General features: G+C 62.6%; 12 protein-coding genes and 1 pseudogene. All 13 read left to right on the top strand.

Translation table 11 applies throughout. The features are described from left to right. Positions 1-29: 29 nt before the first annotated feature. The 13 genes and pseudogenes from nuoG to OO12_RS23790 all read left to right on the top strand — a co-directional run bounded on the left by nuoG (position 30) and on the right by OO12_RS23790 (position 14,094). A complete protein-coding gene (nuoG, locus tag OO12_RS23850; protein ID WP_034161253.1) occupies positions 30-2,048 on the top strand; it encodes an NADH-quinone oxidoreductase subunit NuoG in 2,019 nt (672 codons plus the stop codon). A gap of 136 nt (positions 2,049-2,184) precedes the next feature. Continuing rightward, on the top strand, positions 2,185-3,237 hold the full coding sequence (nuoH, locus tag OO12_RS23845) for an NADH-quinone oxidoreductase subunit NuoH (protein WP_034161252.1): 1,053 nt from the start codon (positions 2,185-2,187) through the stop codon (positions 3,235-3,237). Further along, the gene (locus OO12_RS23840) at positions 3,234-3,701 is read left to right on the top strand and encodes a hypothetical protein (protein ID WP_034161251.1); all 468 of its coding nucleotides are present in this window, start codon (positions 3,234-3,236) and stop codon (positions 3,699-3,701) included. Before nuoH ends, OO12_RS23840 begins: the two co-directional genes overlap by 4 nt. After that, a complete protein-coding gene (gene nuoI, locus OO12_RS23835) occupies positions 3,698-4,183 on the top strand; it encodes an NADH-quinone oxidoreductase subunit NuoI (RefSeq protein WP_034161250.1) in 486 nt (161 codons plus the stop codon). Before OO12_RS23840 ends, nuoI begins: the two co-directional genes overlap by 4 nt. 33 nt (positions 4,184-4,216) lie before the next feature. Beyond that, complete coding sequence (locus tag OO12_RS23830) at positions 4,217-4,828, top strand: NADH-quinone oxidoreductase subunit J (protein WP_034161249.1); 612 nt, start codon at positions 4,217-4,219, stop codon at positions 4,826-4,828. Further along, the gene (nuoK, locus tag OO12_RS23825; RefSeq protein ID WP_034161248.1) at positions 4,825-5,130 is read left to right on the top strand and encodes an NADH-quinone oxidoreductase subunit NuoK; all 306 of its coding nucleotides are present in this window, start codon (positions 4,825-4,827) and stop codon (positions 5,128-5,130) included. The genes OO12_RS23830 and nuoK overlap by 4 nt, the downstream gene beginning before the upstream one ends. Positions 5,131-5,245: 115 nt before the next feature. Continuing rightward, entirely contained in the window at positions 5,246-7,306 is a 2,061-nt protein-coding gene (gene nuoL / locus OO12_RS23820) for an NADH-quinone oxidoreductase subunit L (RefSeq protein ID WP_034161247.1), read from the top strand. Then, on the top strand, positions 7,303-8,844 hold the full coding sequence (locus OO12_RS23815; protein WP_034161246.1) for an NADH-quinone oxidoreductase subunit M: 1,542 nt from the start codon (positions 7,303-7,305) through the stop codon (positions 8,842-8,844). Before nuoL ends, OO12_RS23815 begins: the two co-directional genes overlap by 4 nt. Beyond that, positions 8,844-10,289 carry an NADH-quinone oxidoreductase subunit NuoN gene (gene nuoN / locus OO12_RS23810; RefSeq protein ID WP_034161245.1) on the top strand — a complete coding sequence of 482 codons (1,446 nt, stop codon included), beginning with the start codon at positions 8,844-8,846 and terminating at the stop codon, positions 10,287-10,289. Before OO12_RS23815 ends, nuoN begins: the two co-directional genes overlap by 1 nt. A gap of 5 nt (positions 10,290-10,294) precedes the next feature. Then, positions 10,295-10,720, top strand: a complete 426-nt coding sequence (locus OO12_RS23805) for a DUF4844 domain-containing protein (RefSeq protein ID WP_034161244.1) — start codon at positions 10,295-10,297, stop codon at positions 10,718-10,720. 41 nt (positions 10,721-10,761) lie between these two features. After that, positions 10,762-11,517, top strand: coding sequence for a biotin--[acetyl-CoA-carboxylase] ligase (locus tag OO12_RS23800; RefSeq protein ID WP_052216242.1), 756 nt, complete (start codon positions 10,762-10,764; stop codon positions 11,515-11,517). 11 nt (positions 11,518-11,528) lie between these two features. Next, positions 11,529-12,325: pseudogene (locus OO12_RS23795) on the top strand (type III pantothenate kinase). A 188-nt stretch (positions 12,326-12,513) separates the two neighbouring features. Further along, on the top strand, positions 12,514-14,094 hold the full coding sequence (locus tag OO12_RS23790) for a ribonuclease J (RefSeq protein WP_052216241.1): 1,581 nt from the start codon (positions 12,514-12,516) through the stop codon (positions 14,092-14,094). Position 14,095 lies beyond the last annotated feature (1 nt).

Genomic DNA, 14,095 nt, shown 5'->3' with positions numbered 1-14,095 from the left:
GCGCAACTGTGCGCTGATGAGAAACGAACATGCCTAAGCTCAAGGTCGATGGAATAGAAATAGAAGTCCCCGCCGGCGCGACGGTGCTGCAGGCGTGCGAGATCGCCGGCAAGGAAATCCCGCGTTTCTGCTATCATGAGCGGCTGAGCATCGCCGGCAATTGCCGCATGTGCCTGGTCGAGGTGAAGCCTGGCCCGCCCAAGCCGCAGGCGTCGTGCGCCTTGCCGGCGGCGGACAATCAGGAAGTCTTCACCAACTCGCCGATGGTCAAGAACGCGCGCGAAGGCGTGATGGAATTCCTGCTCATCAACCACCCGCTCGATTGCCCGATCTGCGATCAGGGCGGCGAGTGCGACCTGCAGGATCAATCGGTCGCCTATGGCCGTGGCCAGTCTCGTTATGACGAGAACAAGCGCGCCGTGACCGAGAAATATATGGGGCCGATCGTCAAGACGGTGATGACGCGGTGCATTCAGTGCACGCGCTGCATCCGCTTTGCCGAGGAAGTCGCCGGCGTTGAGGAAATCGGCGCGGTCGGGCGCGGCGAGGACATGCAGATCACCTCGTATCTCGAAGGTGCGGTGACCAGCGAGCTTTCGGGCAATGTCGTCGATCTCTGTCCGGTCGGTGCGCTGACCTCCAAGCCTTACGCCTTCGAAGCCCGCCCCTGGGAGTTGAAGAAGACGCTGACCATCGACGTGATGGACGCGGTCGGCACCAATATCCGCCTCGACAGCCGTGGCCGTCAGGTGCTCCGCGCGCTCCCCGTGATCAACGAGGACGTCAATGAGGAATGGGCAAGCGACAAGACGCGTCATGCCGTTGACGGCCTGGTGCGCGGCCGGCTCGACCGGCCCTATGTGCGGACCGATGGCAAGCTGGTGCCCGCAAGCTGGGACGAAGCCTTTAGCGCCATCGCGGCAGTGAATGCGGGATCGAGCGTCGCGGCGGTGCATGGCGATCTGGTCGATAGCGAGACGCTGTACGCGGCGAAGACGCTGCTTGGCGCGATGGGCTCGACACTGCTCGAAGGGCGGCAGACCGGCATGGCTTATGACGCCACGTCGATGGCGGCGGTCAATTTCAACACCACCATCGCGGGCACTGAAGACGCCGATGTGATCCTGCTCGTCGGCACCAATCTGCGCTGGGAAGCGCCGTTGGTGAACACGCGTATCCGCAAGGCGATCAAGAAGGGCGCGAAGGTCTTCGCGATCGGGCCGGAAACCGACCTGACCTACAAGACCGAATGGCTCGGCAGCGATCTGGCCTTGCTCGGCAAGCTGCCCAAGGCGGTGGCTGATGCGTTCAAGGGCGCGGCCAGGCCGATGGTGATCGTTGGTGGTGCGGCGCTCAAGGGCGGGCACGGCGCGGCGCTGGCGCTGGTCAAGAAGCTCAATCTGGTGCGCACCCTTGAAGACGGCAGCGCATGGAACGGCTTCAACGTCGTACACATGGCGGCGAGCCGCATGGGTGGTCTGATGCTCGGCTGGGCACAGCCGGGCGGCATTGCCGATCTGGTTGCGGCCAAGCCGAAACTGGCCTTCTTCCTCGGCGCGGACGAAGCGGATTTCTCCGGGTTCGCCAAGAGCTTCAAGGTTTATATCGGCCATCATGGCGACAAGGGCGCGGCGAATGCCGACGTCATCCTGCCGGGCGCGAGCTATGCCGAAAAGTCCGGCACCTGGGTCAATCTCGAAGGGCGTGTGCAGCGCGGCGAGCGCGCGGTGTTCCCGCCGGGCGACGCGCGCGAAGACTGGACGATCCTGCGTGCGCTGTCGGCGGTGCTGGGCAAGACCTTGCCGTTCGATACGATTGAGCAGCTGCGCGCGGCGATGGGCAATGATACGCCCGATCTCGCCACGCTCGGCCTGCGCAGCTTCGCCTGGAACCCGCCGGCGCTCGACGCCAAGGGCGAAGGTGACCTGACCGGCTATCCGATCAAGGATTTCTACCTGACCAACGCGATCTGCCGTGCATCACCGACGATGCAGCGCTGCTCGGCCGAACTGGTCCATGGCCAGGAATTCGCGGAGGCAGCGGAGTGAACGGGCAATGTTGTCATTTCTCTGGGACTGGGTGTTCGATTTCCTGCCCTGGCGGGTACAGCTCGGCATTCTCTTTGCCGTCCTCCTTGCTGTTGTCGCCGTCATCGGCATCCTTTTTCTCTTCTGAGAACGCATTATGACCGCCTCCTTCCAAAGCTGGTTCGGCATGTCGTTCGAATGGGCGTGGTTCACGTCCGCCATCGTCGGCATCCTCGTCATTGCGCTGCCGCTGATGCTCGCGGTTGCCATGATCATTTATGCCGATCGCAAGATCTGGGCAGCGATGGCGTTGCGGCGCGGTCCCAACGTCGTCGGCCCGTTCGGCCTGCTGCAGAGCTTCGCCGATGGCCTGAAGGTCTTCCTGCAGGAAACCATCGTCCCCACCGCCGCGAACAAGGGCCTGTTCCTGCTTGCGCCGATCATCACCTTCACCGTCGCGCTGATCGTATGGGCGGTGGTGCCATTCCAGGTTGGCGTAATGCTGTCCGACATCAATGTCGGGCTGCTCTACGTCCTCGCGGCGTCGTCGCTCGGCGTCTATGGCATCATCCTGGCGGGCTGGTCGTCCAACTCGAAATATCCGTTCTTCTCGGCGATCCGTGCCGCGGCGCAGATGGTCAGCTATGAAGTCGCGATCGGCTTCGTGCTGATCTCGATCGTGCTGTGGACCGGCAGCTTCAACCTGTCGCGCATCGTCGAGGCGCAGAAGGGGCTGTACGGCTTTGCCAATGGCTTCATCTGGAATCCGCTGCTGTTCCCGATGGCGATCGTGTTCTTCATCTCCTCGCTGGCCGAGACGCAGCGCGCGCCGTTCGACCTGACCGAGGCGGAGAGCGAACTCGTCGCTGGGTATCAGACCGAATATTCGTCGATGAGCTTCGCGCTCTACTGGCTTGGCGAATATGCCAACGTCATCCTGATGTGCACGCTGAACGCGACGCTGTTCTGGGGCGGCTATCTGCCGCCGCTGGACTGGGCGCCGCTGTACATGGTGCCGGGGATCATCTGGCTGTTCGCCAAGATCCTGTTCTTCTTTTTCCTGTTCAGCTGGGTGAAGGCGACCGTGCCGCGCTACCGCTATGACCAGCTGATGCGCCTCGGTTGGAAGATTTTCCTGCCGCTATCCTTATTCTGGGTGTTCCTGGTGTCGGGCTTCCTGATGCTGACGCGAGTGGGGGTAGGATCATGATCCTGACTGCACTCGCTTTGACGGCTGCATCGGCCGCTATAACCTATGATTGCTCCATTGAAGCGCCGAAGGCGTTGAACAGGACTGGCGAGAATGCAACTCTGTCCAGCCTCACTCTTCAGGGCGTCGCCGCGACGGGGGCGAAGTTTCAGGTCAAGGTGACATCGGGCGAAAAGGCCGCTGCGGAAGTGGTGTGGCCGGAAAACCCGATGCAAATCGCCGGGAAATTCGCGACTCTGCCGACGGCCAAAGGATCCGTGGCCTTTTCCGCATATTCTGCGGGACCCTGCCTCTTTACCGAACAAATGTGCATGTCGCTGGTACAGCTGGTCGATCAACCTGACGGTACTGCAAAAATTATCGTCACGCCTTCGGCCCTTTGGACAGACAAGAAAGCCGACAGCCGCGAACCATTCATCGTGATTGCAGAAGGCAACTGCACGCGAGCCGGGAAAAGCAAATGAGTATCGCCCAGATCATCAAGTCCTACACCCTGTGGGAATTCATCAAGGCGCACGCGCTGACCTTGCGGTATTTCTTCAAGGCGAAGGCGACGATCAACTATCCGTTCGAGAAGAACCCGCTGAGCCCGCGCTTCCGCGGCGAGCATGCGCTGCGCCGTTATCCCAATGGCGAGGAACGCTGCATCGCGTGCAAGCTGTGCGAGGCAGTGTGCCCGGCCCAGGCGATCACGATCGAGGCCGAGCCGCGCGAGGATGGCAGCCGCCGCACCACGCGTTATGACATCGACATGACCAAGTGCATCTTCTGCGGCCTGTGCCAGGAAGCGTGCCCGGTCGATGCGGTGGTCGAGGGGCCGAACTTCGAATATGCGACCGAAACGCGCGAGGAGCTGATCTACGACAAGGCGAAATTGCTCGATAATGGCGATCGCTGGGAACGCGCGATCGCCGCGAACCTTGCCGCCGATGCACCGTACCGTTAAGCGCCAGCCGACTTAGAGGGGCCTCCCGATTCCGTGATCCAAGCAATCGCCTTTTACCTGTTCGCGACACTCGTGATCGTCAGCGGTGCGCTGACCATCACCGCGCGTAACCCGGTCCATGCCGTGCTGTGGCTGATCCTCGCCTTTTTCAACGCGGCGGGGCTGATGATCCTGGTCGGCGCCGAATTCATCGCGATGCTGCTCGTCATCGTTTATGTCGGCGCGGTCGCGGTGTTGTTCCTGTTCGTCGTGATGATGCTCAACATCGATTTCGCCGAGCTGCGCGCCGGGTTCGCCCGCTATGCCGCGATCGGCGTGGTCTTCGCGATCGCGCTGGCGGCGGAAATCATGATCGCCTTTGGCGCATGGAGCGCGGGCGCGATCGAGCTTGGCCGCCGCGCCGCGCCGATCGATGCGGCGGTGCCCAATATCGAGGCGATCGGCCAGTTGCTCTACACGCGTTATCTGTTCGTGTTCGAAGGAGCAGGGCTGGTCCTGCTGGTCGCGATGATCGGCGCGATCGTCCTCACGCACCGCGAACGCGGCGGCGTGCGTGCGCAGAATGTGTCGCGCCAGAACGCCCGCCGCCCGCAGGACGCGACCCGCAATACGCAGCCCGGCGTCGGGCAGGGGGTGGAATTGTGATCGGCCTCACGCATTATCTGGTCGTCGCGGCGATCCTGTTCGCACTTGGCGTGCTGGGCATCATCGCCAACCGCAAGAACCTGATCGTCATGCTGATGGCGATCGAGCTGATCCTGTTGTCGGTGAACATCAATTTCGTCGCTTTCTCGGCCTATCTCCACGATCTGGTCGGACAGGTGTTCGCGATGTTCGTGCTGACCGTGGCCGCGGGCGAAGCGGCGATCGGCCTGGCGATTCTGGTTATCTATTTCCGTGGCCGTGGCACGATTTCGGTCGACGACGTCAATCGGATGAAGGGGTGATGTTCTTGCGGTTTCCCTCAACCGTCATCCCCGCGAAAGCGGGGATCCCGCTTCTCTTCGACCGTTGCCAAGGCAGCGGGATCCCCGCTTTCGCGGGGATGACGGAGGCGCATAAGTGATTCTTCTGATCGTTTTCCTGCCGCTGCTCGCCGCGATCGTCGCCGGCCTGGGCAACCGTATGCTCGGCAATGTGCCGACCAAGGTTATCACCACCGGCGCGCTGTTCATTTCATGCCTCCTGTCCTGGCCGATCTTCTTCAGCTTTATCGCAGGCAGCGCCGAGCCGAGCGTCGTTCCGGTGCTCCATTGGCTGCGCTCCGGCGACCTGCAGGTCGACTGGGCGCTGCGCGTCGATGCGCTGACCGCGGTCATGCTCGTCGTGATCACTTCGGTCTCGGCACTCGTCCATCTGTATAGCTGGGGCTATATGTCGGACGACGACAGCCAGCCGCGCTTCTTCGCCTATCTCTCGCTGTTCACCTTCGCGATGCTGATGCTGGTGACCGCCGACAATCTGGTGCAGATGTTCTTCGGCTGGGAAGGCGTCGGCCTCGCCTCCTATCTGCTGATCGGTTTCTGGTTCAAGAAACCGAGCGCCAATGCCGCTGCGATCAAGGCGTTCGTCGTCAACCGTGTCGGCGATCTCGGCTTCATGCTCGGCATCTTCGGTACCTTCCTGGTGTTTGGCACCGTGTCGATCCCGGACATTCTTGCCGCCGCCCCGGGCATGGCCGGCTCGACCATCGGGTTCCTCGGCCACCGCTTCGACACGATGACGATCCTGTGCCTGTTGCTGTTCGTCGGAGCGATGGGCAAGTCGGCGCAGCTTGGCCTGCACACCTGGTTGCCCGACGCGATGGAGGGGCCGACCCCGGTATCGGCGTTGATCCACGCCGCGACGATGGTCACCGCCGGCGTGTTCATGGTCTGCCGCCTGTCGCCGATGTTCGAGACCAGCGCGGTCGCGCTGAGCGTCGTGACGACGGTTGGCGCCGCGACCTGCTTCTTCGCCGCGACGGTCGGGCTGGTGCAGACCGACATCAAGCGCGTGATCGCCTATTCGACCTGTTCGCAGCTCGGTTACATGTTCTTTGCCGCCGGCACTGGCGCATACGGTGCGGCGATGTTCCACCTCTTCACGCACGCCTTCTTCAAGGCGCTGCTGTTCCTCGGTGCCGGCTCGGTGATCCATGCGATGCATCACGAGCAGGACATGCGCTATTATGGCGGCCTGCGTAAAAGCATCCCCATCACCTTCTGGGCGATGATGGCCGGCACGCTGGCGATCACCGGCGTTGGTATTCCGGCGGTGTTCGGCAACACGCTCGCGATCGGTTTCGCCGGCTTCCATTCTAAGGACGCGATCATCGAAGCGGCCTGGGCCTCGGGCCAGTCGGGCGCATCGATCGTTGGCATGATCGTCGCGCTGCTGACCAGCTTCTATTCCTGGCGGCTGATGTTCCTGACCTTCTACGGCAAGCCACGCTGGGCCCAGTCCGAGCATATCCAGCATGCTTTGCATGATGCGCATGGGCACGACGCGCAAGACCATGGCCATGATGATCATGCCGCTGCGCATGCCGATCATGGCCATGGTGGGGGCGATGGCACCGGCGGTTATCATCCGCATGAAAGCCCCTGGTCGATGCTGACGCCGCTGGTGCTGCTGTCGCTCGGTGCGGTCGCGGCGGGCTTTGCCTTTCACGGCTTCTTCATTGAGCCGCAGGCTGGCGAAACCTTCTGGAAGGGCAGCATCGCGTTCAGCGAGCATCTGATGCACGAAATGCACGACGTGCCGCTGCTGGTGAAGCTCAGCGCGACGATTGCCATGGCGCTTGGCCTGTGGGGCGCCTGGATGTCCTATGTCCGCGCACCAGCCTTCCCCGGCCAGGTCGCGGAGCAGTTCCGCGTGCTGTACCGCTTCCTGCTCAACAAATGGTATTTCGACGAACTGTACGACTTGTTGTTCGTGCGCCCCGCCTTCGCCATCGGCCGCCTGTTCTGGCACCGCGGCGATGAGAAGACGATCGATCGGTTCGGGCCCAACGGCTCGGCCTGGCTGGTCCAGCAAGGGACGCGCGTCACGGGGCGGTTCCAATCCGGATATGTCTATAGCTATGCTTTCGTCATGCTGATCGGCCTGACCGCCGCGATTACCTGGGCGATGAGCCAATGAGCGGCCATCTTCTCTCGATCATGCTGGCGATCCCCGCGATCGCCGCAATTGCCTGCCTGTTCGTCTCGGCGAACACCGCGCGCTGGCTGGCGCTCGGCGCGACCCTGATCGACCTTGCGCTCGGCATCAGCCTGTGGGCACAATTCGATATCGGCGGATCGCAATGGCAATTCGTCGAGGATGCCGGCAGCCTTGGCGTGTTCAGCTGGAAGCTTGGCATTGACGGTTTCGCGTTGATGCTGATCATGCTCAGCGTGTTCCTGATGCCGATCTGCATCGGGGCGAGCTGGAGCGCGATCACCAAACGCGTGCCGGAATATATGGCCGCGTTCCTGATCACCGAAGTGCTGATGATCGGCACGTTCGCGGCGCAGGACCTGTTCCTGTTCTATATCTTCTTCGAAGCCGGCCTGATCCCGATGTATTTGATCATTGGCATCTGGGGGGGCGTGAACCGCATCTACGCGAGCTATAAATTTTTCCTCTACACGCTTCTCGGCTCGCTCCTGATGCTGATCGCAATGCTGTGGATGGTGCAGGAATCGGGCACCACCGATATCCCGACCCTGCTCAACTATGATTTCCCGGTACAGGCGCAGACCTGGTTGTGGCTCGCCTTTTTCGCGTCGTTCGCGGTCAAGATGCCGATGTGGCCAGTCCATACCTGGCTGCCCGACGCACACGTTCAGGCGCCGACCGCCGGTTCGGTCATCCTGGCCGGCGTGCTGCTGAAGCTTGGCGGTTACGGTTTCCTGCGCTTCTCGCTGCCGATGTTCCCGGAAGCGTCGGCGCAGCTTGTCTGGCTGGTGTTCGGCCTGTCGGCGGTGGCGGTGATCTACACCTCGCTGGTCGCGCTGGTGCAGTCGGACATGAAGAAGCTGATCGCCTATTCCTCGGTCGCGCATATGGCGATCGTGACGATCGGCCTGTTCGCCTTCAACCAGCAGGGCATCGAAGGTGCTATGATCGTCATGCTCTCGCACGGCCTCGTCTCGGGCGCCTTGTTCCTGTGCGTCGGCGTCATCTACGACCGGCTGCACACCCGTGAGATCGACCGCTACGGCGGCCTCGCGATCAACATGCCGAAATATGCGCTGTTCTTCATGCTCTTCACCATGGCGTCGGTCGGACTGCCCGGCACCAGCGGGTTCGTCGGCGAATTCCTGAGCCTCGCCGGCACCTACAAGGTGTCGACCACGATCACCTTGCTGTGCACCACGGGCATCATCCTCGGCGCGGCGTACATGCTGTATCTCTATCGCCGCGTGGTGTTCGGCGACCTGACCAAGGACGATGTCCGCGCCATGCCCGATATGAGCTTGCGCGAAATCGCCTTGCTCGCGCCGATCGCGGCGGTCGTGCTGTGGATGGGCGTCTATCCGGAAAGCTTCATCGCGCCGATGCGCGGCGACGTGCAGACCCTGGTTGCCCGGGTGGCCCGCGCCACGCCTCCCGGCGATTCGCAACTGAAACTCGGCAAGCCCGCGCCTGCCGCGGCGCATGGCGCCCCAAATACCGCGCATGAGGGCGCACACTGATGGATTACAGCGCTTCACTCCTCATGACTCTCCCTGAGCTGGTGCTCGGGATCGGTGCGATCGCGCTGATGCTGGTTGCCGCCTGGGGCGGCCAGGCATCGACCCGCGCGGTGTCCTGGACCGCGGTTGCGATCCTGGCCGGTGCCGGCATCTCGTTGATGGGCCCGGCTTCAAGCGGCGGAGAGGCATTTTACGGCCTTTACCGTGCCGACGCCTTTGCCGCTTTTGCCAAGGTGCTGATCTACATCGCCGCCGCGGTCGCGATCATCATGGCGCCGCGCTTCTTCGCGCGCACCACCGGCGATGACCTCCGCCCCGAATATCCGGTCCTGATCCTGCTCTCGGCAGTGGGCATGGGCATGATGGTCTCGGCGGGCGATTTGCTGACGCTATATGTCGGTCTAGAACTGCAGAGCCTCGCCGCTTATGTGCTGGCCAGCTTCATGCGCCGTGATACGCGCTCGGCCGAGGCGGGGCTCAAATATTTCGTGCTCGGCGCGCTCGCCAGCGGCATCCTGCTCTACGGTATTTCGCTGATCTACGGCTTTTCCGGCACGACCATGTTCGATCAGATCGCCACCGCTTATGGCGCTGGCCATTCGCTTGGTCTGACCTTCGGGCTGGTGTTCGTGTTCGCCGGGCTCGCCTTCAAGATCAGCGCGGTGCCGTTCCATATGTGGACGCCCGACGTTTATGAAGGCGCACCGACCCCGGTCACCGCCTTCTTCGCCAGCGCGCCCAAGGTTGCGGCCATGGCGATGGCAGTGCGCGTTGCGGTCGAGGCAATGGGTCCGGCAACCGATCAATGGCGCCAGATCGTGATCTTCGCTGCGCTTATGTCGATCATCCTCGGCGCGGTCGCGGCGATCGGGCAGAGCAATATCAAGCGGCTGCTCGCTTATTCGTCGATCAACAATGTCGGCTTCGCATTGGTGGGTCTCGCCGCCGGTACCGAAGCGGGCGTCGCATCGGTGCTGTTCTACCTGACGGTCTATATCGCCATGACATTGGGCACCTTCCTGATCGTGCTGCAGATGCGCGATCAGGATGGCCAGCCGGTCGAAACGATTTCCAGCCTGTCAGGCCTGTCGCAGACCCGGCCAGGTCTGGCGCTTGCAATGGCGACCTTCATGTTCTCGCTTGCCGGTATCCCGCCGCTGCTTGGTTTCAATGCCAAGCTGGCGGTGTTCAATGCGGCGATAGGTGCGGGACTTTACCCGCTGGCCGTGGTTGGTTTCGTCGCCTCGGTGATCGGCGCCTATTATTATCTGCGCGTCGTGAAGGTGATGTACATCGACGACCCCGCACCGGCATTCGAACGCAACGACAGCATGGTAGAGGGCGGGCTGATCGCGATTGCGGCAGTGTTCGTCTCGCCGGTTGGCTGGATCCTGCTCCCGACGCTCGGTGCGCTGACGCTGACCGCAGCACGGTCGCTGTTCTGAGGTTCTTGCTGAATTTTATCGGAGCATTTGCCGGAATTTTGCTGCTCGCGGCTTGTGGAAATGCCAGCGAAGTGCCCATGGTCCTGACCGAGATTCAGCGTGCGCAACTGGCGGCTTTTATCGCTCAATCGAAGTTCATGCCCGAGGGAGACTATGTCGGCTACGGCTCGGAGGATGTTCTGGCCTTGCCGAATGATCCGTTGAACGATGTGGCGCGCGAGGTCCTCGGGCGGGGATCGTTCACCAAGGACAAGTTCCTCGATCGGGCAATCGAGAAGCTCCATCTTTTCGACCTGGCGGATACCGAGGATCGTGAGCGCGCCTATGCCGCCGTCGAGCGGTTGATGGATATTCTTGGCATCGCATCGTCCGATGGCCGCCTCAACGAGGCGCTTTATGGTCGGAAGATTGAACCGGGTGGCGCGCCGTGATCATCCGCACCGTCGCCGAGACGGGATCGACCAACGCCGATATGCTCGCGCTCGCCAGGAGCGGCGTGGAAGAAGGCGTCTGGTTGCGGGCGGAGCGCCAATATGGCGGTCGCGGGCGGCAGGGCAGGGCCTGGGCCTCACCAGCGGGCAACCTCTACACTTCCACCCTGGTGCGGTTGCGCGCCAGCGACCCACAGGCGGCGACGCTGGCACTGGTCACTGCGGTGGCGCTTGAAGAGGTGGTTCGCGCCTATCTCCCTCCACGTCATTCCCGCGAACGCGGGAATCCCGCTTCTTCTTTTTCCGTGAGCGCCGAAAGGCAGCGGGACCCCCGCGTTCGCGGGGAGGACGGGACAGGAGATCAACTTCAGCTCAAATGGCCCAACGACCTGCTGCTCGACGGGGCGAAACTCTCCGGCATTCTGCTTGAAGGAGCAGGTGATGCCGTCGTGATCGGCATCGGCGTCAACCTGGCGCATCATCCGACCGATCTGGATCGCCTTGCCACCAGCCTCGCCGCGCACGGCATCACGCCCGACCCGGCCGATTTCCTCGACACTCTTGTCGCGGCCTTTGCGCTCTGGCTCGCGCGCTGGCGCGGCGAAGGTCTTGCGCCGATCCGCGCGCGTTGGCTGGATCGTGCGCATGCTCCCGGCACGGCGCTGACCGCACGGTTGCCCGATGGCAGCGCGACTGACGGCCTGTTCGTCGGCCTCGACAATGACGGCGCACTCATCCTGCGCTTGGCGGATGGTATGACCCGTGTCATTCACGCCGCCGATGTATTCCTGATCTGAAAGGCCGCCGCATGCTGCTTGCGATCGATGCCGGCAATACCAATGTCGTGTTCGCGCTGGTCGATACCGCGGACGAGGGCAAGGCGATCAGGGCGCGCTGGCGCATCGCCACTGACCCGCGCCGCACCGCCGACGAATATGTCGTCTGGCTCAGCCAGTTGCTCAGCCTCGAAGGTTATGACCGCAAGGACGTGACGGGCGTGATCATTGCCACCGTCGTGCCGCGCGCGCTGCACAATCTCCAAACCCTGGCGCGTAAATATTTCGGCGGCGAACCGCTGATCGCCGGCCAGCCGCCGGTCGAATGGGGCATGCACCTCGATGTCGAGGAACCGCGCACGGTCGGCGCCGATCGCGCCGTCAACATGATCGCGGCGCATGCGCTGTACCCAGGCGACCTGATCACGATCGATTTCGGCACCGCGACGACGTTCGATTTTTCCGATTATTCGGGCGCGTACAAGGGCGGGATCATTGCACCGGGTATCAACCTGTCGCTTGATGCACTGGTCACCGCCGCCGCCAAGTTGCCGCGCATCGCGATCGAGGCGCCGACCGGCAACCTGTCGGTGATCGGCCGCGACACGGTCAGCCAGATGCATATCGGCATCTATTGGGCTATATTTCGATGATCGAGGGGCTGGTCGCGCGAATGAAGGCGGAGGTCGGTCGCCCGATCAAGGTCATCGCCACGGGCGGTCTAGCGACGCTATTTGAGCAACACACCGATGTTTTCGACCATATCGAAGACGATCTGACCATTCAGGGGCTGGCGATGCTGTGGGATCGCGCCCATATAAAGGATTAGAGCTTTGCGAGAGCGCGCCCGGGAATGGCGCCCCGCTCCATCCTCAACCGAATTCATCGCGCTGAACGCGCACTCCTATGGCCGTCCGCGATCGCGGCACAGGCCGAACCAGAAAGACAATATTTTTAGTGACTAACCCAAAGAAAGAACTCCTGTTCGTGGCGCTTGGCGGCTCGGGCGAGATCGGCATGAACGTCAATCTCTATGGCTGTCAGGGCAAATGGCTGATGGTCGATTGCGGCATCACCTTTGCCGACCCGCAATATCCCGGCATCGATGTGATTCTGCCCGATCTGCAGTTCATCGAGGAACGCCTCGACGATCTGATCGGCATCGTGCTGACTCATGGCCATGAAGACCATATCGGTGCGCTGCCCTATCTCGCCGAAGACCTTGGCGTGCCGCTCTACGCGACACCATTCACCGCCGGCCTGATCCGCGGCAAGCTGGAAGAGGAAGGCAATGCCGACCGGGTGAAACTGCATGTGAAGCAGCCCGGCGAACCCTTTGATCTCGGCCCTTTCGGCGTACAGTTCGTGCCTATGTCGCACTCGATTCCCGAGGCGAGCGCACTGCTGATCGACACGCCCTATGGCCGTATCTTCCACACCGGCGACTGGAAGCTCGACGCGGCGCCGGTGATCGGCAAGCCCGCCACGACCGAACAGCTCGCCGCGATCGGCGATGCCGGTATCCTCGCGCTGGTTTGCGATTCGACCAACGTGTTCAATCCCGAAGCCTCTGGCTCGGAAAGCGACGTGCTGCTCGGCCTGATGGATACCATCGGCAAGGCGAAGGGCAGGGTGCTGGTCACCTCGTTCGCGTCCAATGCCGCCCGTCTCCACACGCTTGGTGAAGTCGCGCGCGAAACGGGTCGCGCATTATGCGTTCAGGGCCGCTCGCTCGACCGCATCCTGAAGGTCGCCCGCGCGACCGGCTATCTGAAGAACTTCCCCGAGACGATCGATGCCGAAGCCGCGATGCGCCTGCCGCGCAACAAGGTGCTGGTCGTCGCGACGGGTGGACAGGGCGAGGAACGCGCCGCATTGGCGCGCGTCGCCAATGGCCAGCATCCGATCAGCCTGGACGCCGGCGATACCGTCGTCTTCTCGTCGAAGCAGATCCCGGGCAATGAAGTCGCGATCGGCCGTATCCAGAACCAGCTCGCGGCCAAGGGCGTGGTGATGATCACTGATCGCCAGGCGCATGTCCATGTGTCGGGCCATCCCGGCCGCCCCGAACTGGCGCAAATGTATCGCTGGATGAAGCCGGATATATTGATGCCGGTGCATGGTGAGATGCGTCATTTGATGGAGCAGGCGCGTTTCGGCCTGGCCGAAGGCGTGCCGCAGGCGCTGGTGCAGACCAATGGCGATATCGTGCGGCTTGCGCCGGGCGATCCGCAGAAGATTGGCCACGCCGCGGTCGGCCGCCTCGTGCTCGACGGTGACGTGATCCTGCCCGGTGATGGTGCGACGATCAACGAACGGCGCAAGCTGTCACTGTTCGGCCAGATTTCGGTCGCGGTCGCGGTCGGCAAAAATGGTGCGCTGCTCGGCAAGCCGCAGGTTCAGCTTCAGGGTATTCCGGTTGAGGAAGATCGTGACCCGTTCGTCGCCGAGGCGATCGACGCGGCGGCCGAGGCGGTTCGTTCGGGCGGCCGTGATCGGTCGAAACTGCGCGAAGGTATCAGGCTCTCGGTTCGCCGCGTCGCGACGCGCTGGACCGGCAAGAAGCCGATCGTCGACGTGCTGCTGATCGAGGCCTGAT

It is taken from the genome of Sphingomonas sp. ERG5 (assembly GCF_000803065.1).
Lineage (GTDB): Bacteria > Pseudomonadota > Alphaproteobacteria > Sphingomonadales > Sphingomonadaceae > Sphingomonas.
The sequence above is the reverse complement of the archived record's forward strand: the minus strand, read 5'-3'. Positions and strand labels throughout refer to the sequence as shown.

What these genes read in the sequence shown, in the direction of transcription:
- OO12_RS23815 (WP_034161246.1), top strand. Translation starts at nt 7,303, where the DNA reads ATGAGCGGCCATCTTCTCTCGATCATGCTGGCGATCCCCGCGATCGCC.
- OO12_RS23800 (WP_052216242.1), top strand. Translation starts at nt 10,762, where the DNA reads ATGCTCGCGCTCGCCAGGAGCGGCGTGGAAGAAGGCGTCTGGTTGCGG.
- OO12_RS23840 (WP_034161251.1), top strand. Translation starts at nt 3,234, where the DNA reads ATGATCCTGACTGCACTCGCTTTGACGGCTGCATCGGCCGCTATAACC.
- nuoH (WP_034161252.1), top strand. Translation starts at nt 2,185, where the DNA reads ATGACCGCCTCCTTCCAAAGCTGGTTCGGCATGTCGTTCGAATGGGCG.
- OO12_RS23790 (WP_052216241.1), top strand. Translation starts at nt 12,514, where the DNA reads ATGAACGTCAATCTCTATGGCTGTCAGGGCAAATGGCTGATGGTCGAT.
- nuoI (WP_034161250.1), top strand. Translation starts at nt 3,698, where the DNA reads ATGAGTATCGCCCAGATCATCAAGTCCTACACCCTGTGGGAATTCATC.
- nuoN (WP_034161245.1), top strand. Translation starts at nt 8,844, where the DNA reads ATGGATTACAGCGCTTCACTCCTCATGACTCTCCCTGAGCTGGTGCTC.
- nuoG (WP_034161253.1), top strand. Translation starts at nt 30, where the DNA reads ATGCCTAAGCTCAAGGTCGATGGAATAGAAATAGAAGTCCCCGCCGGC.